General features: G+C 51.7%; 14 protein-coding genes. 8 read left to right on the forward strand and 6 right to left on the reverse strand.

Going from position 1 to position 22,114, the window contains the following annotated elements; all coding sequences use genetic code 11:
• Positions 1 to 6 precede the first annotated feature (6 nt).
• From ccrud_RS00530 to ccrud_RS00545, 4 genes are all read right to left on the reverse strand, one after another.
• Positions 7 to 2,322, reverse strand: a complete 2,316-nt coding sequence (locus ccrud_RS00530; protein WP_066563359.1) for a cytochrome P450/oxidoreductase — start codon at positions 2,320 to 2,322, stop codon at positions 7 to 9.
• Between the two features lie 168 nt (positions 2,323 to 2,490).
• Positions 2,491 to 3,657 carry an MFS transporter gene (locus ccrud_RS00535; protein WP_066563362.1) on the reverse strand — a complete coding sequence of 389 codons (1,167 nt, stop codon included), beginning with the start codon at positions 3,655 to 3,657 and terminating at the stop codon, positions 2,491 to 2,493.
• Between the two features lie 11 nt (positions 3,658 to 3,668).
• Positions 3,669 to 6,446, reverse strand: a complete 2,778-nt coding sequence (locus ccrud_RS00540; protein ID WP_066563363.1) for a hypothetical protein — start codon at positions 6,444 to 6,446, stop codon at positions 3,669 to 3,671.
• A 26-nt stretch (positions 6,447 to 6,472) separates the two neighbouring features.
• Complete coding sequence (locus ccrud_RS00545; protein ID WP_066563369.1) at positions 6,473 to 8,299, reverse strand: HSP90 family protein; 1,827 nt, start codon at positions 8,297 to 8,299, stop codon at positions 6,473 to 6,475.
• Between the two features lie 67 nt (positions 8,300 to 8,366).
• Between ccrud_RS00545 and amn the strand changes: the two genes are divergently transcribed.
• The gene (amn, locus tag ccrud_RS00550) at positions 8,367 to 9,776 is read left to right on the forward strand and encodes an AMP nucleosidase (RefSeq protein WP_066563372.1); all 1,410 of its coding nucleotides are present in this window, start codon (positions 8,367 to 8,369) and stop codon (positions 9,774 to 9,776) included.
• Positions 9,777 to 10,074: 298 nt separating this feature from the next.
• Here the strand turns inward: amn and ccrud_RS00555 are convergent, their stop codons facing one another.
• Positions 10,075 to 10,620, reverse strand: coding sequence for a PepSY domain-containing protein (locus tag ccrud_RS00555; RefSeq protein ID WP_066563375.1), 546 nt, complete (start codon positions 10,618 to 10,620; stop codon positions 10,075 to 10,077).
• 269 nt (positions 10,621 to 10,889) lie between these two features.
• On the opposite strand from ccrud_RS00555, the gene ccrud_RS00560 reads away from it, so the two are divergent.
• The 6 genes from ccrud_RS00560 to ccrud_RS00585 all read left to right on the forward strand — a co-directional run bounded on the left by ccrud_RS00560 (position 10,890) and on the right by ccrud_RS00585 (position 19,636).
• A complete protein-coding gene (locus tag ccrud_RS00560) occupies positions 10,890 to 14,339 on the forward strand; it encodes a bifunctional proline dehydrogenase/L-glutamate gamma-semialdehyde dehydrogenase (RefSeq protein ID WP_066563383.1) in 3,450 nt (1,149 codons plus the stop codon).
• Between the two features lie 397 nt (positions 14,340 to 14,736).
• Complete coding sequence (locus ccrud_RS00565; RefSeq protein WP_066563389.1) at positions 14,737 to 15,684, forward strand: aldo/keto reductase; 948 nt, start codon at positions 14,737 to 14,739, stop codon at positions 15,682 to 15,684.
• Positions 15,685 to 15,831: 147 nt separating this feature from the next.
• Positions 15,832 to 17,481 (forward strand): AbgT family transporter, encoded by a 1,650-nt coding sequence (locus ccrud_RS00570; RefSeq protein WP_066563392.1) that lies wholly within the window; start codon positions 15,832 to 15,834, stop codon positions 17,479 to 17,481.
• 6 nt (positions 17,482 to 17,487) lie between these two features.
• Positions 17,488 to 18,879: a M20 family metallopeptidase gene (locus tag ccrud_RS00575; protein ID WP_066563395.1), complete on the forward strand. Its 1,392-nt coding sequence runs from the start codon at positions 17,488 to 17,490 to the stop codon at positions 18,877 to 18,879.
• Between the two features lie 68 nt (positions 18,880 to 18,947).
• Entirely contained in the window at positions 18,948 to 19,316 is a 369-nt protein-coding gene (locus ccrud_RS00580) for a YidH family protein (RefSeq protein WP_066563398.1), read from the forward strand.
• Positions 19,317 to 19,318: 2 nt separating this feature from the next.
• Positions 19,319 to 19,636 (forward strand): DUF202 domain-containing protein, encoded by a 318-nt coding sequence (locus tag ccrud_RS00585; protein ID WP_066563400.1) that lies wholly within the window; start codon positions 19,319 to 19,321, stop codon positions 19,634 to 19,636.
• A gap of 244 nt (positions 19,637 to 19,880) precedes the next feature.
• Here ccrud_RS00585 and ccrud_RS00590 read toward each other — a convergent pair whose 3' ends face one another.
• Complete coding sequence (locus ccrud_RS00590; RefSeq protein WP_066563410.1) at positions 19,881 to 20,858, reverse strand: GlxA family transcriptional regulator; 978 nt, start codon at positions 20,856 to 20,858, stop codon at positions 19,881 to 19,883.
• A gap of 199 nt (positions 20,859 to 21,057) precedes the next feature.
• Between ccrud_RS00590 and ccrud_RS00595 the strand changes: the two genes are divergently transcribed.
• A complete protein-coding gene (locus ccrud_RS00595) occupies positions 21,058 to 22,089 on the forward strand; it encodes an LLM class flavin-dependent oxidoreductase (RefSeq protein WP_066563413.1) in 1,032 nt (343 codons plus the stop codon).
• Positions 22,090 to 22,114 lie beyond the last annotated feature (25 nt).

A 22,114-nucleotide genomic window follows, 5' to 3' on the forward strand; every position in this document is an offset into this window, starting at 1 on the left:
CTTCTCTTAGATGTTCAACATGAGCTTGGTGCAGCTTTTGCCTCGGGACACACAGGTGAGGATTTTCGCCCCGGTCTCTTTCTCTCGTTCACTGAGCAAATGATCTCGGTGATCTATATCACCCGAAAGTACTCCAACTTCACAGGTTCCGCAGAGACCTTCCCGACAATCGGCATAAACATCGTGGCCAGAGCTCTCAAGAGCTTCCAACAAGGTGGTGTTTGCCGCCACAGTTAGAGTTTCTCCCGTGGAGTTAATCTCTACAGTGAATTCCTCATTTGCGCTGGTATCCAGTGCGTTGAGAGCGGTGAAAGTTTCATGGCGGATCGAATCTTCTGGCCAGTTGGGGAGTTCTTTTAATAGTGCACTTGTTAACCGATCAGGGCCGCAAGCAAGAAGCTGTACGCCGTGGGCATGGCGCTCGCGGAACTCATCAATATTTAAACGTGTTCCTTCATCACTGATGTGCAACCTCGAATGATCGCCATGATCACGTTCAATGCGATTGAGATAAGCAAGAGTTTCACGGTTTTTGCCGCAATAGTGAAGCTCATAGGTAATGCCTCGTTTTTTGGCGTCATCAGCCATCGCGAGCATCGGTGTAATTCCCACGCCACCTGCAATGAGAATGAGATGGGACGCCTCTTTATTCACATGGAAATTATTGCGGGGTCCTCTGACACTGAGTGTGGTTCCTTCCTGGGCATTTTCATGAATCCACCGGGATCCGCCGCGACCATTGTGTTCTAGGGCGACTGCAATTTCCCATGCTTGTGGATCATTTCCACACAGGGAATAGTGGCGGTTTACTCCTCCTGCTTCAACTTCAATATGTGCTCCGGGATGCCAATTGGGAAGTGGGCTGCCATCTGTCGTTTCTAGAACTAAACGGCGGATGCCTGGAATGGAATCGTCAGCTGTTGCGATGCGGAGCTGTCGAGTGCGAAGTTCTCGGCTTGGTCCATTGAAAACCATCTCTGGAAAATCTGCAGGAGGGGATTGCACTGCGGTGGGATCCCACTCCACAAGAAGTTGATTGGGGCCACGGAAGGAGGTGTTGGCCACAAAGGTAAATTCTTGGTCAGCAAGAGTGAGATCAGGGAACCGAGAGGTCAGTTCTTGCAAGATAACTTGCAGCTCTAAACGGGCAAGATTTTTGCCCAGACATTGATGGCTGCCGTAACCAAAAGTGAGGTGTTGCGCAGAATTATCTCGGTACAGATCGATGATGTCTGGGTCTGGGAAAACCTCTGGGTCGCGGTTGGCTGCTGCAGAAACCATGAGCAATTTAGCCCCCTTTGGCAAGTGCACTCCGGCTAAGTCAGTTTCAGTGGTTGTTACTCGGCGCCATGCTGCAACACCACCTGAAAGTCGAAGACATTCCTCGATGGCGTTGGGAATAAGCTCCGGGTGCGCTCCAAGTTTTTGCCAGAGGCCAGGAGTTTCCAGGATGAGTTTTACTGCATTTGCTCCAGAATGTGCGGTTGTTTCATGGGCTGCAACGATTCCCGCCATCATCATGGAATGAAGGTAGGAATCTGTGACTATTTCTGGCATTTCTTTTTGCATCCGGATAGAAAATGGCATCCATCCTTCAGCATCTGGTGTGGTACGTAGCTCTTCTAAGATATCGCCTGCTAGCTGCCAAAACTTGCCAACAGATGAAGCAATTTCTGCTTGTTCTTCTTCGCTTGGGCGTCCCCATGTTGAGACAGTGTGCGCCACTGAATACTTATGCAACAGCTCCATGTCATGCTCAGGTACGCCGAGGAAATGGAATGCGACGGTCAACGGCACATCATAAAGAAGCGCTCCGACGAGGTCGATGGTGCCGTCATGTTGAAATTTTTCAATGCGTTCTGCAACAAGTTTACGCACCATCACATCGTGGTGAGCAAGCTCTTTTGTATCGAAAGCGCCTGCTAGAGCTCGTCGGCGAGCAGTATGTTGAGGTTCATCTTCATTGACCAAGGTGCGATTCAAATTGAAATCGTGTGCTTTGAGAATCTCTTGAGCTTCTTGAGTAAGCGGTGTGATTTTTTCTAGTGCATTAGATGGAGAGAAGGTGACGTTATCGCGGAAGACTTCTTGCACATCGTCATAACGAGTGATTACCCAATACCCTAATTTTGCATCGAAGAAGATGGGCGCATTCTCGCGTGCCCACTTGAGTGCTTCTCCAGGATTGAGTTGGTATTCGATGCCAAATGGATCGAAGTTTTCTGCAGCTTGGGTGGCGCTAAAGCCAAATGGGCAAGTTCCTGTGGCTGGTGCAGAAACATCGTGCACTGTGCTGGGAATTGTTGAAAGATCGATAGTCATGAAGGCCTCCAAGATCGTGTGATGCCAAACACGTTATCCACATCACACAATCTTGTCAATGGATTGACTATTTAAATCGTGAAATTTCCCCTTTTACCTAATTGGAACCATTATTAATAGTCAATAAATTGACAATAAAGTTTACTGCCGCAAGAAACCTTTAAAACCCTAAATCACATACCCGCGCTTAATCTGGACACTGCGAATGGCAGCCGAGCCAAGTGCCAACGCTGCAAGCAAATAAAGCGGAAGGGAAGCGCCGACGTGCGGGAGGAGGGCGTCGAGAAGCACTGGGAGGCCGAACCCTAAATAGGTGAATACATAATAAATGCCGATGCCGGTGCCGCGGCGTTCGATGGGAGTATAGGTTTCGATGCCGAGGAGGCCTTCGCGCAGGCACAATCCATATGCTGTGCCGAGCAAGATGGAGCAGGTGACAAAGAGCCACACAGGTACGGATTCGCCGGCGAGGGCGGCGATCGTGTAGCCAGCTAAAGCGCAAATCGCGCCGACTATTCCGGTGCCGCGACCCCAGGCAAATTTGCGGCCTAAAAATTGTGCCGATAAGCCTGCGCTGAAGGCAATCGCGGCAGCAATTCCGGGCAGTAAAATAGCGTTGTCAAAGTTGGATGCAGTGCGCGCGGACAGCACCACCAGAGATGTTGTCACGCAACTAAACACCCACACCGCCATCGGCAAGGACACTGCCAGGGCTTTTCGCATGCTGCGTGTTTGTCCCACCACTCCAGCCGCAACTTTCGGTGTCGTCGGTGCGGGTCCGCTGCGCGCATCTCCATACAGCCAGCCTGCCACCACAGCCAGCAGCGACAGGGCCACGCTTAAGCCAAACGGCACAATGATGCTTGTCGACGCGACCCCCAACGTACTTGCCACAATCGGGCCCATCATAAACCCAGCAGTCAAAATAATTCCTGCCAAGGTCACTCCATTAGCACCGCGCAATCTACCAGCCCATGCAGTCCCGGCACTCACCACCAAACCCACACCAAGGCCAACGATGAAGCGACCAATGAGCAGTTGCTCAGCGCCATCGTGAAATGCCAAGAGCCAGAGATTTCCCAATGCTGATAAGAGACCACCGGAAAGAACCACCATGCGAGCACCAAAGCGATCCGCCAGCATACCCCCAGCAAGCAGACTGGGGAGAAGACCTAGCGCATAAATACCAAATGCACCGTTGACCAGCACACTAGAGATATCTGTTTGTTCGCGGATCAGCACCAACACAGAGGCAAAATGATTAGCTGCCCAACCCGCAGTGAAAAGCAGGAGGGCAACACCCATGAACACACGGTCAGCGTTGCCTGATCTCATGGGTGCCCACTCTAGTCCATCAAGTGGTCCAATTCTTCTGCTTTTTTAGACCAATATTGAGCCTTCACCGAATCGCCGAAATCTTCATAAATAGAGGCGAGGGCATTGGCATAGAAAAGTGCCTGAGCAGTAGGAATACCTGGAACTTCGAAGGCCTTCTCCAACATTTCTGCACCACGTTCTGGTGAACCCAGCTGGAAAGCATACTGTGCACCCTGCTCTAATTGGGCAGCAGCATTGGAAGCATCGTCATTGTCTTGAGCAAGACTGGAGGCTTCTGTACATCCGGCGAGACAATCCTCAAGGCGCTCGAATGTGAAATAGGCACGATTTAAGGACTCTTGCACATACAATTTTTGCCCAGTGGTTTGTGCTAAGTCTTTAGATTTGCCCAAGGTTTCCAAGGCTTCGGTCAAACCGAGATCTGCCTGAATAATGGCGATGCTATCGAGTAGTTTCAACTCGGCTTGATGCTGGTCATCCAATTTTTGTGCCAAGTAGAGGGATTGGTTGAGCTCCTCCAACAGCTGCTCATGCATGTCTTGGTTGTACAAAATATCGGTGATCAAAGCCATGGCTTCAACTGCAAGGCTGTAGTTGCCTAAGCCTGCAGCTTTGTCACGTGCATTGATCAACACAGAACTTGCTGCTTGTGGATCATGGATCGCAATGGTGGCACCCAACGGCAGCAGCGCTTCTAGTTCAAGTTGAGTTAGCTCTTGCTGTTGTTCAAACTTTGGCAGCAGCAATTTCTCCAACAATTCGCGTGCCTCAATTGGTTGAATATGAGAGAGATGAATGCCCAATTTTAGTTCTTCCGTGCGGCTTGGCAATCCGACAGCATGGAGTTCTCCAACTGCCAGCCTGGCCATTTCCACAGCGCGTTCTTGGTAATTAAGCAGCGCGTAGAGATCGCTAAAAGTACTGGCAGCACGAGCAGTTGATTCACGCATGCCAGCACTAATGAGGAATCCCAATACTTCATCGAGGATCCCTTGACCATTGGCAGTGTCTTGGAAAACAGCGTGCTGACCAAAAACAGTATCCAGGCCAACGCGCTGGACAGTATTACACTGTGCGCGAAGGTCCTCGTAGCGCTCCACATCCAATTTTTCAGGAGTAAGCGCTAGCGTTGCAATGAATTCAAAGAGCTGTGCTTGGAAATTGGCCCGCGCAAAATCAGCGTGGGCACGAGTTTCTTCAAAAATCCTTCGCGCAATGGCCTGAGCTTGCTCTTTTGCCCCTTCTTCCACACTGATCAGGATGCTATCCAGAGCCATTTGGCTGAGCAGCACCCAGGATTTTAGATCATCGTGCAACAGCTCAGCTTCGGTAAGAAATGCAGGAGCATCTGGGTTTTTCAGCTCATCGGTGCTTTGCGCGGCAAGGAAATCTGCCGCCTGGTAATCCTGTCGACGCAGTTCCGCGATCAACAGATCTCGGCCTTCGGTGGCCTTTCCTGGGTAATCAAGCAGACCCAGGGCATAGCCCACGCGGTCTGATTCTGGGAGCTCTGCAAGTTCTGCTGAAGTCAACAGGTAGCGCTGGGAATCAGAATATGCTCCCTGACCATTGCTGATAAAAAATCTTGCCAATTTTTCCGTGGCATTGTCCGGCTCAGTGGGTGTTGCCGTCTGGGCTTTCAGCAGCAAATTGGTGCCGCCGATATCCAATGGAATGTCCAAAGAAGCATGCGCCGTTGCCGCTTCAAAACGCTTGGCAAAATTATCGTTGCCATTGCGGGCGTCATATTCGCGTGCCAGGTTGCGCGCCAATTCCAGGCACCGCTCTTTAAGCTTGTCGACGCTTAAATCCTCATCATGGCCAAACACCGCGCCACTACCCGCCACAATGAGATCCCCAAAACCTGCTCGCTGCGTGGAGCTCAACAGCGTATGAGCACCAAGATAGAACTGGAAATGGCCATGGGTTGCTAAAGGATCATTGATCAACCGGTGCTGATAACGAGTGAACAAGCCTAAGCCTCGTGAGTGATTTCCCGTCACACCTAAAAATTCCAAATGGCGTCCAACTGCGTTCAGAGACTGGAACTCAGGATTGGCCTTCGCACTGGTTTCTTGTGCAAAGCGAGCGAAATCAGCATCACCATTTTTTAAGGCACGCAACATAAACGCAGCCAAAGCGGTTTCTGGCTCCATGACGCATCCGATAGGTCCGTAATTGATGATCTGATACACCAAGTTTTGGGCCTCTTCGAAATCATTTGTAACTAAAGCAAGCGCCACTTTTCCTGCAAGCTGGCAGGTGCGGCAGTCATGGAAGGGATCATCGTGGGGGGAGGCGTCGATAAGCTCTTGCAGCTCTAAAGCGCGCTCAACCGAGCCGTTCATGAGGGCGTCGTCGCGGCGCTCAATATCAATCGCGATGCGCGGGATACCTGCGCGCGTGAAATGCTCCGCCATTTGATCGAGCATGCCGTCGATCTGCTGCCTATTAAAAAGCACCGAACTGATGATCAAGTTCAGGGCATTTTTATACAGCCAAAACAGATCAGGATAAGAGTTATCGCCCTGACCGGGGAAACGCGCCGGATCGCGGTCATGCATGCCAACTGCCGCCGAGAAATGCGTGAGCATCGAGGTGTGATCTTCATTGATATTGCTCAGCGTCGCTAAAAACAGCCGCGCTCGATATTCAGTATCTTGATCTTCAGTTTCCTGCGCCACACTCAGTGCATGCAGAAATGCCTCCATCTGTTCATCGTTCATGGGCATTTCCGCTGCACGATCTAAAATGGCAGACGCCGACTGTTCAAAGGGATAATCCATGCATTTGAGAGTAGCGGAGGACTTCTTTAGATATCAGATGACAACGACAGCGACACCAGATCTGCGAGAGAATCATTGAGCAATGCACGCTCCTTCGCACGCAGCGGACGCTTGCTGGACAGCAACGCCTGCACGTAGAGCAACCGGACTGTTCGGGAAACAACTGCCTGATCATTAGTGTTAGACAACTGCCTGACCAAAGCATTATTCCAATTCAGACACAACGCTGAAAGACCCTGCTCTGCAGGTATATTGGTAGTCGGGCGGCTCAAAGAATTATCCACCGTGGCCAAAATATCAGCCCAACGATCCGTGGTGGCGCCTTGAGTTTCATTGCGATCACGCGATGCCTGCGCCTTGGAATCAATAATCACCACAGCTGGAACATCCGCAGGATCAAACACTCTGGTTGCGCCCTTGATATTGAATTCTTTCAACGACTCCGTAACTTCCGCATCAAGCGCACGAGATTTTTCAATATCGGCGAGCGGCGGCAATTCCATCACATCCATAGATTCCCGCAGGTCAGCAGTAGTAACACTCAACGGAGGGAAATGAACTGGAATGAGCCGGGCTAAATCGCTGTCATGAATATAGCCACCATTGATGATCAACACATCTTTGCGTGCAATGGCAGTGAGCTGCCTGAAATCATCCAAACTGGTGGCCAGCTGCAATTCGATGTCCTCAGTCAAGGACAGTGTGGTGATTTCTCCAATCGTGATCCGGCCACGAGAAGTTTCCAAAGTAAGCAGACTCAGCATCGTTTCTGCCAAATCAGCATCTGAGAGGCAGAGCTCACGCAAGGCGAGATCATGAATAGCCGTAAATTCCCGCACGCGGTGCGGTTTAGTCATCGCGAGATTAAGCAGCCATGACTTAATGCGCTCACCAATGTGCTCCCTCGTGGCAGCAAATGCGGCATCATCCATCAATGCTTCACGCGAGGCAGTTGGTTCTAAATCTTGTGAGTTAATTTCACATTCCACGAAAAAAGCCCAGTTGGGCAGCACCAACGATGGCCCTTCAGACACCAACATCCGATTGACATAAATACTGTGTCGCCTCGACATATGCGGTGCCTGCGAATCGGGGAGCACATATGCCACACCTTCAATGCCAGTTCCAGTGAGATCAATAACATCGAAAGGAGTCTTGCCCAGCCGCGCGCGACCCGTGTTTAGTCGGTGTTGCTGATCTGTTTCCTTTGCAAACACCGGGGAAGTGGTGATGGTGGTGTTTTTGTCACCCTGCACAACAATAGGAATCGGCAGGTAACGGCCATAACTTTCCGCAATTGTGCAGACAGAATTTTCCATGAGCAAAGTACGCTCATCCGGCCGTGGAATCAGATGCACCGTGGTGCCTACGGGGATGACATCCGTTGCGTCCGGACTCAATGTTTCTAATTTAAAAGTTCCATCCGCATGCCCAATCCACCGCACCGCCGGTGAGCCTTCCGCATGCGAGATCATGGTGATTTCATCCGCAACCATGAAACAGCTGAGCAGCCCGATACCAAACTGGCCCAGGCGACCTTCCCGCTGCAAACCAAATTCATCGCGTTTCGACGTCCGACCCACCGTCGCCAGCAACTCCCGAGCTTCCTGCTCAGTCAGGCCCGTACCATTATCGATCAGCGAAAACGTGGAACGCTCACCAGTAATAGGCCGGATACGGATGGTTGGCTCATAGCCTTCCTCGCCTTTTTCAGCACGTGTAGTGCACGCATCAACGGCATTTTGTAAAAGCTCGCGCACATATACCCGGGGACCCGAATAAATATGGCGGCTTAAAAGATCAACTACTCCGCCGAGGTCAACCTGGAAATTATCACGAGAAGAATCCTGCATATGCCTATGAAAGCACAGTTTTCTATTCACAGGGCATCAGGGCTTGCGGAAAGATAGTGTGGTGCGCATGGAAGCAACAACGATTGATGATGCCATTGCACAGCTGATTGATATCTATGACACATCCACCAAGTTGGCTAAAGAAACCCTCAACAATGAGGACTACGCCGCATACTCCGATGTGGTCTACCCCAAACTCACCGTAGAGGTGCTGGAATGGAGACCCATCGACCGCACCGAACCCTTCGGCTACGTTGATCGCGCCGGGCGTTATTCCGCCGTCCTTTCTAAACCCCAAGTGATGGAACGCTACCTCCGCGAACAACTAGAGCGTCTCACCAGCAATTATCCTTGCAAAATCTACGTGTCCGCGTCAGATATCCGCATCCCGCCGGAGTACATCCGAGATGCACCTTCCGCCACAGAAGCACGTCGTGCAGGAGATATTGCTGATATCATTCCACGCCCCACCCTGGATGAAGTCCACGATGCCATTATTGACGGTGATTGGAATGCCTTCAATGGTCCTGAACTTCCACTTTTCCACTTTGGGCCGCAGCGTTTCGATATCGCATCCGCCCGCATTGAGCACTACACCGGCATCAACGTAGAACATGTTCAGAAATACATTCTGTTCACCAACTACGCCATGCACACCACAGAGTTCGTGCACTTTGCCATGTCCGAACTCACCTCCGAAAACTCCCGCTATTCTGGTCTTTCCTTGCCAAACGGCCAGGTCATTGACCGAGAGGCGGCCTTGTCGATGGGGGCGGAAACACTTGATTTAGCCAGCCGTTTCCAAATGCCACGCTATGATCTCATCACTGAAACAGGCGATGGCCTCACCATCATCAACATCGGTGTGGGACCGTCCAATGCCAAAACCATCACCGATTGCCTCGCCGTGCTCCGGCCTGAAGCATGGGTCATGATCGGACACTGCGCTGGCATGGATGCTCGTATGCGCATCGGCGACCTCATTTTGGGCAACGCCTACCAGCGTGAAGACCATATTTTGGATAAAAGAATCTCACTCGGCAACCCCATCCCAGCGATTCCAGAAATCCAAAAAGCACTTGAAGCTAGCGTCGATGAAATCTATGGATCAGACAATGACCTCATGCGTACCGGCACTGTGTTATCCACCGATGATCGAAACTGGGAATGGCACACCCCGCAAGACCTGTGGAATTGGCTGAAAGGTTCCACCGCAGCGGCAGTCGATATGGAATCCTCCACGTTGGCGACCAACGGCTACCGCTACCGCATTCCATACGGAACTTTGCTGAGCGTATCGGATCTTCCACTGCATGCCGTGCCGAAACTTCCAGCTCAAGCACAAGCTTTTTACTCCAACTCCAAGGAAGCCCACGTAATGTGTGCCGTCCGGGCGATGGAATACTTGGCTGTGGATCCGGAACGGTTGCGTACCCGCAAATTGCGCAGGACTTTGGGTGAGGTTCCGTTCCGTTAAGAGCTTGATTGGGGCCAGATCTCAGGCTAGTAAAAACCAGACAGGGCGACCAAAGGAACGGTGTTTTGGGGAGTTTCGGTCGCTGTGTCTGGGTACCTAAACCTCAAACCGTCCCAGGCGACCAAAAGACACCACCAAGTCACCATTCTTGGTCGCCCTGTCTGGTGTGGCTAAAAATTACTCCCGAAGCTCTGAAAAAGTGCCCTCTCAGATTCGCTTTTAAGCGCCTCTGAGACTCTGTCCCAGGCCCCACATGCTTATTCTAAAAACTCGAGGCCTTAAACGGGCGCATGAAGTTTTAGTTAGCTGGGATATTGAGTTCAGTGAGGTCATGACGGGACGCGTTATCCAATTCAATTTCCCATTCGAGAAGACCATCATCTTCATTGAGTTCCGCAGAATCTAGAACGCCTTCAGGATGCTGATCTAATGCGAGGCCAATGGCCTGAGCTGCGGTGATGGTGGCGGTGCGGGCTTCGCGGATATCGTCATCATCGCCTTCGCGCTCATCGATATGAATTTGGCCGTCTGGGGTGACTTCCAATTCAATGATTTCTTCGCCACTAACAACATCAACGTCGTAGCGGTCTACTGAATCTTCGCGATCAATGGACGTGATGATGCCATCGGGGTATTCAGCGAGGACTACATCGATGATGTCGAAAACTGGATCGTCACCATCAACTGCGCTGGATGTGGATGCATCCGCAGAAGTGGTTGAGGTTGCCTCGCTTACTGTTTCAGCTGTGCTGGGAGTGGCAGTTTCAGAATCAGTGGTGGAGCCGCAACCTGTGAGAATGAGAGGAGTAGCAAGGAGTGCGATAACAAGCTTGATGTTCTTCATGGTTTTGAGCCTAGATGGCGAGTATGAAATGAAGATGAGAGTTTCTTTGAGCCCTCAAAACCGGGGGTGCTAGAAGTTTTTGGGGGCGTACGTGTGCGCTGCACTTTTGCGGTTCTTCAGGGGCGTATTTGGGGAGGGTGTGTCAAAAATCCATGACAAGGATTATGTTGGGGGTCACATTTGAAAATCTAATCCTGAACGCATCACACCTTAGAGGCGTGAAGGTGCTACACCGTTGATTCTTGAAGGAGAACCCCGCCGTGACATCGATGAATTTGCCTGTTGAGTTGGCTACTTTGTCTGATCAAGCTGTATCGAAGGTGCGCGCTTGGTTGGAATACAGCAAGAAGGAAAGCGTTCCTAATGCTGATGCGAAGCGTCTAGCTGCGGTTTTGCAGGATCCGAATGGGTTGGATTTCACGGTTGGTTTCGTAGATCGGGTGGTGCGCACGGAAGATGCAGAAGCAGCGGCGCATGCTTTGCATGAGCTTGGGAAGATAGCTCCGGCCACGATGTCTTTTTTGGATCGTGCGCAGATTCAGGCAGGTTCTCTGGTGGGGCGGGCGTTGCCGAAAGTAGTGGTCCCAGCGGCGCGGGCCAGAATTCGGCAGATGGTGGGCCATATGATTGTCGACGCCCGTGACAAGCAGTTTGGAAAGGCTGTCGCTGATATTCAGTCAGATGGGCATCGTCTGAATATCAATTTATTGGGCGAAGCGGTGTTGGGTAGAAAGGAAGCAGCCAAGCATTTGGAGGATACGGTGCGGTTGTTGCGCCGTCCGGATGTGGAATATGTGTCGATCAAGGTGTCTTCGGTGTCTTCGCAGATTTCGATGTGGGGTTTTGAGGACACTGTTGAATATGTGGTTGAGCAACTGACACCTTTATATACAGAGGCTGCGCAGGCTCCCAAAGGTACTAAATTTATCAATTTGGATATGGAAGAGTACCGCGATCTGCGTCTGACCATGGAGGTGTTCAAACGCCTGCTGTCCAAGCCGGAGTTGGCTGATTTTGAGGCTGGCATTGTGCTGCAGGCGTATCTTCCGGATGCGTTGGGTGCGATCCAGGACTTGGCGGAATTTGGTCGTAAGCGCACAGCCAATGGTGGTGCTGGAATCAAGGTTCGCCTGGTCAAGGGTGCTAATTTGCCGATGGAGCATGTGCACGCGCAGATCACCGGCTGGCCAGTGGCAACGGAGCCGTCCAAGCAGGCGACTGATGCTAACTACAAGCGCGTGTTGTATTGGACGATGCGCAAGGAAAACATGGAGGGCCTGCGGTTGGGAGTAGCGGGCCACAACCTTTTCGATATTGCGTTTGCGCATCTGCTTTCTGTGGAACGTGGTGTGGCGGATCGTGTGGAGTTCGAAATGCTCCAGGGCATGGCCTCTGATCAGGCGCGCGCAGTAAGCCAAGATGTCGGTGACCTGCTGCTTTATGTGCCAGCTGTGAGTCCACAGGAATTTGATGTGGCTATTTCCTACCTGGTGCGTCGCCTGGAGGAAAACGGCGCGAGCGAGAATTTCATGTCCGCGATCTTCGACCTGGATGTGGATAATCCGGCGTTCAAGCGAGAGGAGAGCCGCTTCCGCGCCTCCATTAATGATCTGGCCACGCTCATCGATGCGCCCGCGCCCGGCCCCAACCACGCACAAGACCGCAGCACAGAGACGCTTATCGACGCCCCTCTCGTTCCTTTTTACAACGAACCCGACACCAACCCAGCGCTTATCCAAAACCAACAGTGGGCAACCGATGCCCTTGCAACCGCAGCAGAAGATGGTTGGTTGGATAAACAAACGAAGCCGACAGTGTTGGATGGGGGAGACGTCGAGAAGCTTATTGGTGATGTGCGGGCAGCTGCGCAGGCGTGGGCAGCACGCCCAGCCGAAGAACGCGCTCGTATTTTGTATAAGACGGCCGAACTTTTGGCCGTTAGACGTGGGCATTTAGTTTCCGTGGCTGCGGCCGAGGTGGGTAAATCCGTCGAGCAGACCGACCCAGAGATTTCTGAGGCCATCGATTTCGCGCGTTATTATGCGCAGCTTGCCTTGGACTTGGGCGATGTAGACAATGCTGAGTTCACCCCAGATCGCGTTGTTGTGGTCACCCCGCCATGGAATTTTCCGATCGCCATTCCGGCCGGTTCCACCTTTGCAGCACTTGCGGCGGGTGCCGGTGTGATCCATAAACCATCGAAGCCCAGCCAGCAGTGTTCCGCTGCAGTCGTGGAGGCTTTGTGGGATGCCGGCGTGCCACGTGAAGTCCTGCATTGCGTTTACCCAGCTGACCGCGACGCCGGCCGAGCTTTGATCAGCAACGAACACGTAGACCGCGTGATTTTGACCGGCTCCTCCGAAACCGCCGCAATGTTTTCCTCCTGGCGTCCTGAAGTGGAAATCAACGCCGAAACCTCTGGAAAAAATGCCATTGTGATCACCCCTTCCGCGGACCGCGACCTCGCTGTGGCAGATTTGGTGAAATCCGCATTTGGCCACGCCGGACAGAAATGTTCTGCAGCCTCACTGGGTATTTTGGTTGGCAGTGTTTATGATTCAGAGCGCTTCCGGAAACAGCTGCTAGATGCAGCATCCTCCCTGATTGTGGATTGGCCGACCAACCCTTCTGCCACAGTTGGCCCACTCACTGAGCTGCCCAGCGATAAGTTGCAGCACGCGCTGACGACCTTGGAAGAAGGAGAAAGTTGGTTGCTGAAGCCTCGCCAGCTCGATGATTCCGGCCGACTGTGGTCACCAGGAATTAAAGAAGGCGTGAAACCTGGTACGTTCTTCCACCTCACAGAAGTATTCGGCCCAGTTTTAGGACTCATGAAGGCCGCCGATCTAGAGGAAGCAATTGAGTTCCAAAACGGCAATGATTTCGGCCTCACTGGTGGCCTGCAGTCCCTGGATGTGGATGAAACCCGCACCTGGCTGGACCGCGTTGATGTGGGAAATGCCTACGTCAACCGCGGTATCACCGGCGCAATCGTGCAACGACAATCCTTCGGAGGCTGGAAGAAATCCTCCGTAGGTTTGGGCTCTAAAGCTGGCGGCCCCAACTACGTCATGCTGATGGGAACATGGGCTGATGCGCCAAGTTTGCATGCTCCACGCAAAGCGCACTCCCTGATCAGTAGCCTTGATCTGCCTGGCGAAGACCTCGAATGGATCGAAAAAGCCAACGCCAGTGATGAGTTGGCCTGGTCAGAAGAATTTGGCACTCCGCGCGACCTTTCAGGCCTTGATGTGGAAGCCAATATTTTCCGCTACCGACCAGCGCACGTTGTCTTAAGGCTAGATGATGCAGCATCTGCCCGCGATGTTGCCCGAGTTCTCCTCGCAGCCCGCCGTGCAGGTTCTGACCTGCGTGTACTCCAAAGCCCTGGCATTTCTGAACAGGTTCGGGAAATACTTGTGGCAGCTGGCGTGAGCGCAGAAACAGTGGATGAATCGGTATTTATCTCCAATCTGCTGCGCGGAGAATACGATGACAACGCCAGCGTGCGTGTCCGCTACCTGGGCAAAGTGAGCGATACTCTGCGCGAACGCCTCGCTGTCCGACCAGAAGTGGCACTGCTTGATGATGCAGTGACCTCATCCGGCCGAGTGGAACTGCGCTATTGGCTCAAGGAACAAGCTATTTCCATGACGCTGCACCGCTTTGGTAATCCCGTTTCTGCTTTCCATGAATTGGCAGAGGAACTCAAGCGTTAGTGCTGTTTTTTAATGCGTGACGTGGTGTCAATGTAAGGGCTTCAATTTCCCCGATGGACCCTGGGGCTTAGGCTGGGGTCCTCGAGGGGATTTGGGGCGATTGGGGCAGCTGTGAATCTTGTGAGATTCCGGTGCAAGGATCTGCCACATTTTCGCAAAAATATTCGAAATCGAACGAAGATTTGCATCTGCTCTAAGTCGGTGGGGTGGATCCTCGTGCCATGTTTCAAATAGCTCTAGCTAAAAGGTCATATGTCGATTTGCTGCCTTAAAATCGACACGTTTGCTTGATATGTTTAAACGATCAACATATAGCTTTTGCTACCTTGAGACTTTTATTCTGAAATTCTTAAGCAAGGCTCCTAAGCTCGGTGACAGAAGTTATTGAGCTTAAGAAATGGAGCATGGCATGGCTGTCATTAAAGGCACTGAATTTGATGTTTTCCCACTAAACCTTGGTGGAAACACCTTTGGTTGGACCTCTGACCGAGAGGAAACTTTTGCTGTTTTGGATGCTTTCGTAGCGGCCGGTGGCAACTTTGTGGATACTGCTGATTCATACTCTTCCTGGGTTCCGGGAAATGAAGGTGGAGAATCAGAGCGTGCACTTGGTGCCTGGATTAAAGAACGTGGTGCGGACAAGCTGATCATCGCGACCAAGTCTGGTGCATTGGAAGCTGTGGCTGGACGTTCTCGTGAGGCAACTTTTAGGGCAGTGGAGGGTTCCCTTGAGCGTTTGGGCGTGGAGTCCATTGATATTTTTTACTACCACTATGACGATGAAACAGTCAGCATTGAAGAGCAGATAATCATTGCTCAGGATCTAATTGCGCAGGGCAAGATTAAGCATCTTGCGTTGTCTAATTACACTCCTGAGCGCTTAGCTGAGTTCTTTGAAAAATCTGCGGGCACTTCAGCTCAGCCGGTGGCATTGCAGCCTCATTATAATTTGGTGGCGCGTAAGGATTATGAGGAAAAGGTGCAGCCGCTTGTTGAAAAGCATGATGTTGCAGTGTTCCCTTATTTCGCTCTTGCTGCTGGTCTATTGACTGGCAAGTACACCTCTAAGGGGGACATCGCAGGCAAGGCTCGTGTTGGGCAGCTCGAGCGATATGCCACTGATGAGGCTTTTGCTGTGGTTACAGAATTGCAGGCGGTGGCTGATGAGTTGGGTGCTGCGCCAACTACAGTGGCCCTTGCGTGGCTGATAGCGCATGGTGTGACGGCACCGATTGCTTCTGTCTCTAAGGTTGAGCAGTTGGCTGATTTGATGGCTGTGAAGGATCTCGGCTTGAGTGCTGAACAGATTGCCCGTTTGGATAAGGTTTCCGAGCCTTTTGCTTAAGATTTCCCCTGCGCAAGTGATGTAGGTCATAACATTTGGGTTACGGTTGGCTGAATCGCTGCTATTTATGTGAAGAGTTATTTAGTCTGGCGTGCATCGCCGGAAAATTGGACCGAGATTTTCCGCATGATTGCAAAGGTCTGAGATATGAGCGCAACAACCTCACAAACCTCAGAAAGAAACCAGCCGGATGCTGCGCCGACCAGTGCGGTCGGTAAATGGGGCGATAAATTTCTCAATGGTGTGGAGAGGCTTGGAAACAAGTTGCCCACACCATTTACGCTTTTCTTGATCCTTTTCCTTTTAACGGCATTGGCTTCGTCGATTATGGCGTGGATGAATGTCTCCGTGATTGTTCCAGGCTCTGATGAGAAGCTTTTTGTTAAAGGACTTTTCACCGGTGAAGGCCTGACCTGGTTCACTACAAATCTTGGCGCTAACTACATTGGGTTCCCACCTTTACTTACCGTGCTGCCGATTTTGTTGGCGGTAGGTGTAGCTGAGCGTTCCGGTATGTTGGCGGCGCTGATCCGTAAGCTTTTCGGTTCGGCGAAGAAGATTGTGCTGCCTTATGCGGTCGGTGTGATTGGTGTAACTGCATCGATCATGGCGGATGCTGCTTTTGTGGTGGTTCCGCCTCTTGCCGCCATGGTGTTTAAAGCTGCTGGTAGGCATCCTGTCGCGGGTCTTTTAGGTTCTTTTGCAGCAGTGGGCGCGGGTTATTCCACAGCTCTTGTGCCAACTAGTTTGGATGCACTTTTTGCGGGCATTACCAATGCGGTGATGGAAACATTGCCAGGTATTACCACCACGGAAGTCAATCCTGTCTCTAATTATTATTTCAATATTGCCTCGTCAATTGTGTTGGGTCTGTTGTGTGGTTTCCTTATTGATAAGGTGCTGGAACCGCGCATGTGGCGTCAAAATATTGCTACGGAATACGCGTTGAGCTCAGCAAATTCCACCCAGAAAAGTCAAGCAGACCAGAACGCTTCTGCACACGAAGAAGAGGAAATCTCTGCAACCCTGACTGCTCAGGAAAATCGTGCGCTGACAATGTCGATGTGGACCACGTTGGCAACAGCAGCAATTGTGCTCGTGGTGGTGCTTATTCCGGGATCTCCGTGGCGTAATGAAGAGGGTGGGTTCCTGCCAACTTCACCGCTATTGAGCTCTGTGGTGTTTATTGTCTTCCTGTTTTTCATGGTGATGGGCTTGGCCTATGGCATGGTGGTGGGCACGATCAAGAAGATGGATGATGTCGTGAACATGATGGGCGAATCCATCAAGGACATGATCGGTTTCTTGGTGCTCGCGTTCATTTTGGGTCAGTTTGTGGCTTTGTTTAATTGGACAGGTATCGGTACGTGGACTGCGGTTCAGGGCGCAGCTAGTTTGGAAGCTATTGGACTGACTGGTTTCCCTGCGATTATTGCGTTCATCATGTTGGCGTCATGTCTTAATCTGCTGATCATTTCTGGTTCTGCGATGTGGACGTTGATGGCTGCGGTGTTTGTTCCAATGTTTGCGCTTCTTGGGTATGAGCCATCGTTTATTCAGGCGGCGTTCCGTGTGGGTGATTCTGCAACGCAGGTGATTACTCCGCTGAATCCGTACATGATTGTGATCTTGGGATTGCTGCGTAGGTATGAGCCGAATGCTGGTTTGGGTACGTTGATGTCGCGGCTTATCCCATTTGTGATCCCGTTCTGGCTAGCCTGGGCTACATTGTTGGCAATTTGGTTCTATGCCGATTTGCCGCTTGGACCTGGCTCTGCAATCTTCCTCGAAGGATAAGTTTTCATGAGTACTGATAATAATTTTCTTCCGCAAACTCCATCTACTGTCTATTTGGACTATATGGAACAAGGTATTGCGCATCGAAAAGCTGAGGCGGAAGCTCATGCCAGCACGGAAAATGCGAGTCCTGATTACCCGGGGCAGCAGGTGATTTGGAGACTGATCCAGGAAACAGGGGAATCCCTGCGAGATGAACTGCGCTCACTGGCTTTCACCTTGCATGAGCACCCGGAAGAGGCTTTCGAGGAAGTTTTCGCCTGCGCGGAAATTACACAACTTCTTCAAACCCATGGGTTTGACGTGCAACAGGGCGTTTATGGCGTAGCAACCGCCCTGGAAACCAGTTTTGAAACGCCTGGTTTTGATCCGGAGCAGCATCCAAGCATCGCTATTTTGGCAGAATATGATGCACTTCCAGACATTGGGCATGCATGTGGGCACAATATTATTGCTGCTGCTGGAGTGGGCGCATTTTTGGCAGTGGCCAACACCATCAAGATGGCTGCAGTGAAAGGCGTGGATCACCTTGATTTTGAAGGCCGAATTGTGCTGCTGGGAACTCCTGCCGAAGAGGGGCATTCCGGCAAGGAATACATGATTCGGCAGGGTGCTTTTGATGGCGTTGATGCGTCCATCATGATGCATCCTTTTGGTTTTGATTTGGCGGAACATGTTTGGGTAGGCAGGCGCACCATGACGGCAACCTTCCATGGCGTTTCGGCGCATGCCTCTTCACAGCCGTTCATGGGTAAAAATGCATTAGATGCTGCGAGTTTGGCCTATCAGGGGTGTGGCGTTTTGCGTCAGCAGATGCCGCCGAGTGATCGTCTCCACGCGATTATTACGGAGGGCGGCAACCGGCCAAGCATCATTCCTGATACTGCCACCATGTCGTTATATGTGCGGTCTTTGCTGCCCGAGGCGCTAAAAGAGCTGTCTGCGCGCGTCGATGATGTACTCGATGGGGCGGCCCTGATGGCGGGGGTGGGCGTCGAAAAGCAGTGGGATGTGCACCCGGCGAGCTTGCCGGTGCGCAACAACCACACGCTGGCGCAGCGCTGGGCAAAAACGCAGAATCTACGTGGTAGAACGGCGTTGGCGGAAGGCGTTTTGCCGGACACACTGGCCGCGTCAACCGATTTCGGCAATGTCTCGCACCTGGTGCCCGGCATCCACCCGATGGTGAAAATCTCGCCGGAAAACGTCGCGCTCCACACCAGAGAATTTGCCGCCTACGCACGGACCGAAGAAGCCGTCGATGCAGCTGTCGACGCCGCCATCGGGCTCGCCCAGGTCGCCGCCGACGCGCTTGCAGATCCGAAAATGCTTATCGACGCCACCCTCGAGTTCACTGCCTCCGGGGGCGTTCTCAAAGCAGAAGACTACCTGTCCTAACAATCTCATGACGTGCGGACTATCCTGGAGAACTGTTTGAGGGGCTATTTCAGGATAGGGAGATTCTTGTGAACAAACGAGGTTGGTTTGCGCGCCGGGTATTCCCCGATGGTGAGGAACCAGATCCACGTTTCACCTTGGCCAATGAGCGAACATTCCTCGCTTGGACCCGCACGTCACTGGCTTTTTTGGCTGGCGGCATCGCTTTTGAGGCATTTCAGATCAGTGGCTTATCCGATACCGTCCGCACCACAATTGCGGTATTTATCATCGCGGTTGGAATGATTATTGCCGCCGGAGCTGCTGTGCGCTGGATGAATGTGGAACGCGCCATGCGTGAGCAAAAGCCACTGCCAGTGCCTGCGATTATTCCGTTTCTTTCCATCGCAGCATTGGTGGCTTCAGCAGCTGTCATGGTGCTGATTGTCATCCAATAACCATGCGTATTCATGAAGATCCAGGTTTACAGCCCGAGCGCACAGTGCTGGCCTGGAATCGGACGACGGTGTCTTTGGCGGTGTGCTCGGCAATTTTGCTGAGGTGGACAAATTACTATGGGATTTTTGCCCTGCTACCAGTGGTGATCTTGAGCGGCATGGCTATTTTCATCCTGTTTACTCAACGTGTTCGTTATGAGCACCAAGCCGCTGGACTTGCTTCTAATAAAATCTCACCTAATGTTGTTGGGGTTGTTTCTTTAACATTGACTCTTTTGGCATTTGGGGCTGCCGGAATCGTCTTTGTTTTCATCGATTAACACGGTTTCATTGCAAAGTCGTAACAGGTTTATAACCTTTGTTATGTGGGGTTTCATCTCCGCGATATACATGCAATTATGTCAAATAACGCTCAAGGGATTGAGCAGCTATAGCTTCTGGTTGGTGTCGCGATTCTTGCTAGCGTATTGGATGAGCAATGAGCCCATTGTCCTCCATTCAGAAGAAACCTCTCACCGTGTTACACAAACACGGTGAGAGGTTTTATTTTTCGGTATGGGTTTCCTACTGCTCATGGAAGCGCTGCCTGTAGGAACTTGGTGTTGTAGAAAAAGCAGCCACGAAATTTTGGCGGAACGTGACGGGACTGGCGAACCCACACGCACGAGCGATATCTGTAATTGAATCCTGAGTGCTTTCCAACAAGGTTCTCGCGTGATTTAATCGGTTCTGGGTCAGCCATTTACCTGGCGTAGTGCCGGTGATTTCGGTGAATACCCTGGTGAAGTTACGTTGGCTCATATGGGCTTGCTGCGCCATCATCTCCACTGTCGTGGGGCGATCGAGGTGTTCTAGCAGTGAGTCGATCACTGCGTTCACCGGTCCTGGGACTGGTTCGCTGCGCAAAGGCCGTGCAATATATTGCGCTTGATCACCTTCTCTGTGGGGTGCGATGACAAGCTGGCGAGCCACTGTGGTTGCTGTGCGCGATCCCAGACGCTCTCGCACGAGATGCAAACACGCATCCAGCCCTGAGGCGGTTCCTGCGGACGTCAGTACATCACCATGGTCGATGTATAAAGCGTGGGGTTGGACCTGCACCTGCGGGTAGTCCTGGGCTAATTGATCAGCTGCTGCCCAGTGGGTAACTATCGACCGATTATCAACAATACCGCTGGCTGCCACTGGAAATGCTCCCAGACACAAACCGATAATCACAGCCCCGCGTGCGTGTGCGCGTTCGATGATGCGTGTGAGTTCTGGATCCACAGCAGGAAGATTGGCTGGCCATGCGGGGAAGATGAGAATGTCGGCATCATCAAGAATCTCTGGGCCATAAATATCACTTAGGGTCACGCCTTCGGCGGTGCGTACCGGCTGCCCATCTAGAGACCACACCTGGGTAGTCCAGTCTTGCGTTGCCCCGACATGTTCCACCTCGGAGAACACTATTAAGGGAACGGAGAGGTGAAACATCTGGATTGTGTTAAAAGCATGAACCGCGATCGTCGTACTTGTCTCTTTTTCATCGAAGGTAGTCATAAGTGCCACTCACGTTAGTCGATGAACCTCAACGAGACTAGGAGACAGTGCATTTTTGAAACACCACTGACCAACTCAGTTGAAGGGCTAGCGCACATCCGTTGCAGCATTTCCCAGCCCGAGCCTGGCCTCACCGGTGAGATTGGTGCTGGCTATTTTATCTCATTTTCAATGTCTATCTGGAAAGAACAGGGTCGTAGTGTCATCGCGTATTCCTTTGTCTATTGTTGATTTCTCTGCATTTTTTGATGGTGAGCGCCCTGCTGATGCGTTTCGTCGTTCTGTTGCTATGGCACAAAAAGCTGAGCAGCTGGGCTTTTCTCGGGTGTGGTACTCCGAGCATCACAACTCGACATCTATTGCTTCTGCAGTTCCAGCGCTCGTTATTGCTCACGTTGCGGCTCAAACATCGAAGATTCGGCTTGGTGCAGGTGGCGTGATGTTGCCGAACCATTCTCCGTATATTGTTGCTGAACAGTTCGGCACATTAGAAGAGATGTATCCCGGCCGTATTGATCTGGGGCTTGGTCGTGCTCCGGGTACTGATCGCACGACTTTGGCTCGGGCCTTGCGGCGACCAATGAATGCAGCGGAGAATTTTCCCTCAGACATTATTGAACTTATGCACTACCTCAAGGGGGAGTCTTTAGTGCCAGATGTTCAGGCTATTCCTGGTCGAGGCACTCAAGTCCCGCTTTATGTGCTTGGTTCTTCACTTTATGGTGCACAGCTTTCCGCGAAGTTGGGGTTGCCGTATTCATTTGCCTCACATTTATTTCCTCCGATGCTGGAACAAGCAGTAAAGGTGTACCGGGATAACTTTGAGCCTTCTGAAGTGATGTCTGAGCCTTATGTCATTGCAGCTCTTAATGTGACTGCTGCGGATACAGAGGAGGAGGCACATCGGATTCATGAGCAGATGGTGCGCCAACATGTCACTGCTATGCACTTCAATGGACGTGTGACAAGTGATGGCGAGGTGGAACAGCTATTGTCATCTGCTGCCGGTGCGCAGTATGCATCGATGCTTGATTATTACGGTGTGGGTACTGGTGAGCAGGTCGCTGATTATTTGCAGAGTTTTGCTGAAAAAGCCCATGCAGATGAGCTGATGCTTTTGGTGAAGGGACCCACCACGCAGAGCAGTAACCATTCTATGGAACTTATTGCACAGGCGTGGGGATTGGATCCAGAGCATACTGCAGGCGATCCAACCACCTGGCGACGATAAAACCGCATCCTGAAACCTCACCCTG

The sequence above is a fragment of the Corynebacterium crudilactis genome (assembly GCF_001643015.1).
GTDB lineage: Bacteria > Actinomycetota > Actinomycetes > Mycobacteriales > Mycobacteriaceae > Corynebacterium > Corynebacterium crudilactis.

What these genes read in the sequence shown, in the direction of transcription:
- ccrud_RS00535 (WP_066563362.1), bottom strand. Translation starts at nt 3,657, where the DNA reads ATGAGATCAGGCAACGCTGACCGTGTGTTCATGGGTGTTGCCCTCCTG.
- ccrud_RS00590 (WP_066563410.1), bottom strand. Translation starts at nt 20,858, where the DNA reads ATGACTACCTTCGATGAAAAAGAGACAAGTACGACGATCGCGGTTCAT.
- ccrud_RS00540 (WP_066563363.1), bottom strand. Translation starts at nt 6,446, where the DNA reads ATGGATTATCCCTTTGAACAGTCGGCGTCTGCCATTTTAGATCGTGCA.
- ccrud_RS00570 (WP_066563392.1), top strand. Translation starts at nt 15,832, where the DNA reads ATGAGCGCAACAACCTCACAAACCTCAGAAAGAAACCAGCCGGATGCT.
- amn (WP_066563372.1), top strand. Translation starts at nt 8,367, where the DNA reads ATGGAAGCAACAACGATTGATGATGCCATTGCACAGCTGATTGATATC.
- ccrud_RS00560 (WP_066563383.1), top strand. Translation starts at nt 10,890, where the DNA reads ATGAATTTGCCTGTTGAGTTGGCTACTTTGTCTGATCAAGCTGTATCG.
- ccrud_RS00565 (WP_066563389.1), top strand. Translation starts at nt 14,737, where the DNA reads ATGGAGCATGGCATGGCTGTCATTAAAGGCACTGAATTTGATGTTTTC.
- ccrud_RS00545 (WP_066563369.1), bottom strand. Translation starts at nt 8,299, where the DNA reads ATGCAGGATTCTTCTCGTGATAATTTCCAGGTTGACCTCGGCGGAGTA.
- ccrud_RS00555 (WP_066563375.1), bottom strand. Translation starts at nt 10,620, where the DNA reads ATGAAGAACATCAAGCTTGTTATCGCACTCCTTGCTACTCCTCTCATT.
- ccrud_RS00530 (WP_066563359.1), bottom strand. Translation starts at nt 2,322, where the DNA reads ATGACTATCGATCTTTCAACAATTCCCAGCACAGTGCACGATGTTTCT.
- ccrud_RS00585 (WP_066563400.1), top strand. Translation starts at nt 19,319, where the DNA reads ATGCGTATTCATGAAGATCCAGGTTTACAGCCCGAGCGCACAGTGCTG.
- ccrud_RS00575 (WP_066563395.1), top strand. Translation starts at nt 17,488, where the DNA reads ATGAGTACTGATAATAATTTTCTTCCGCAAACTCCATCTACTGTCTAT.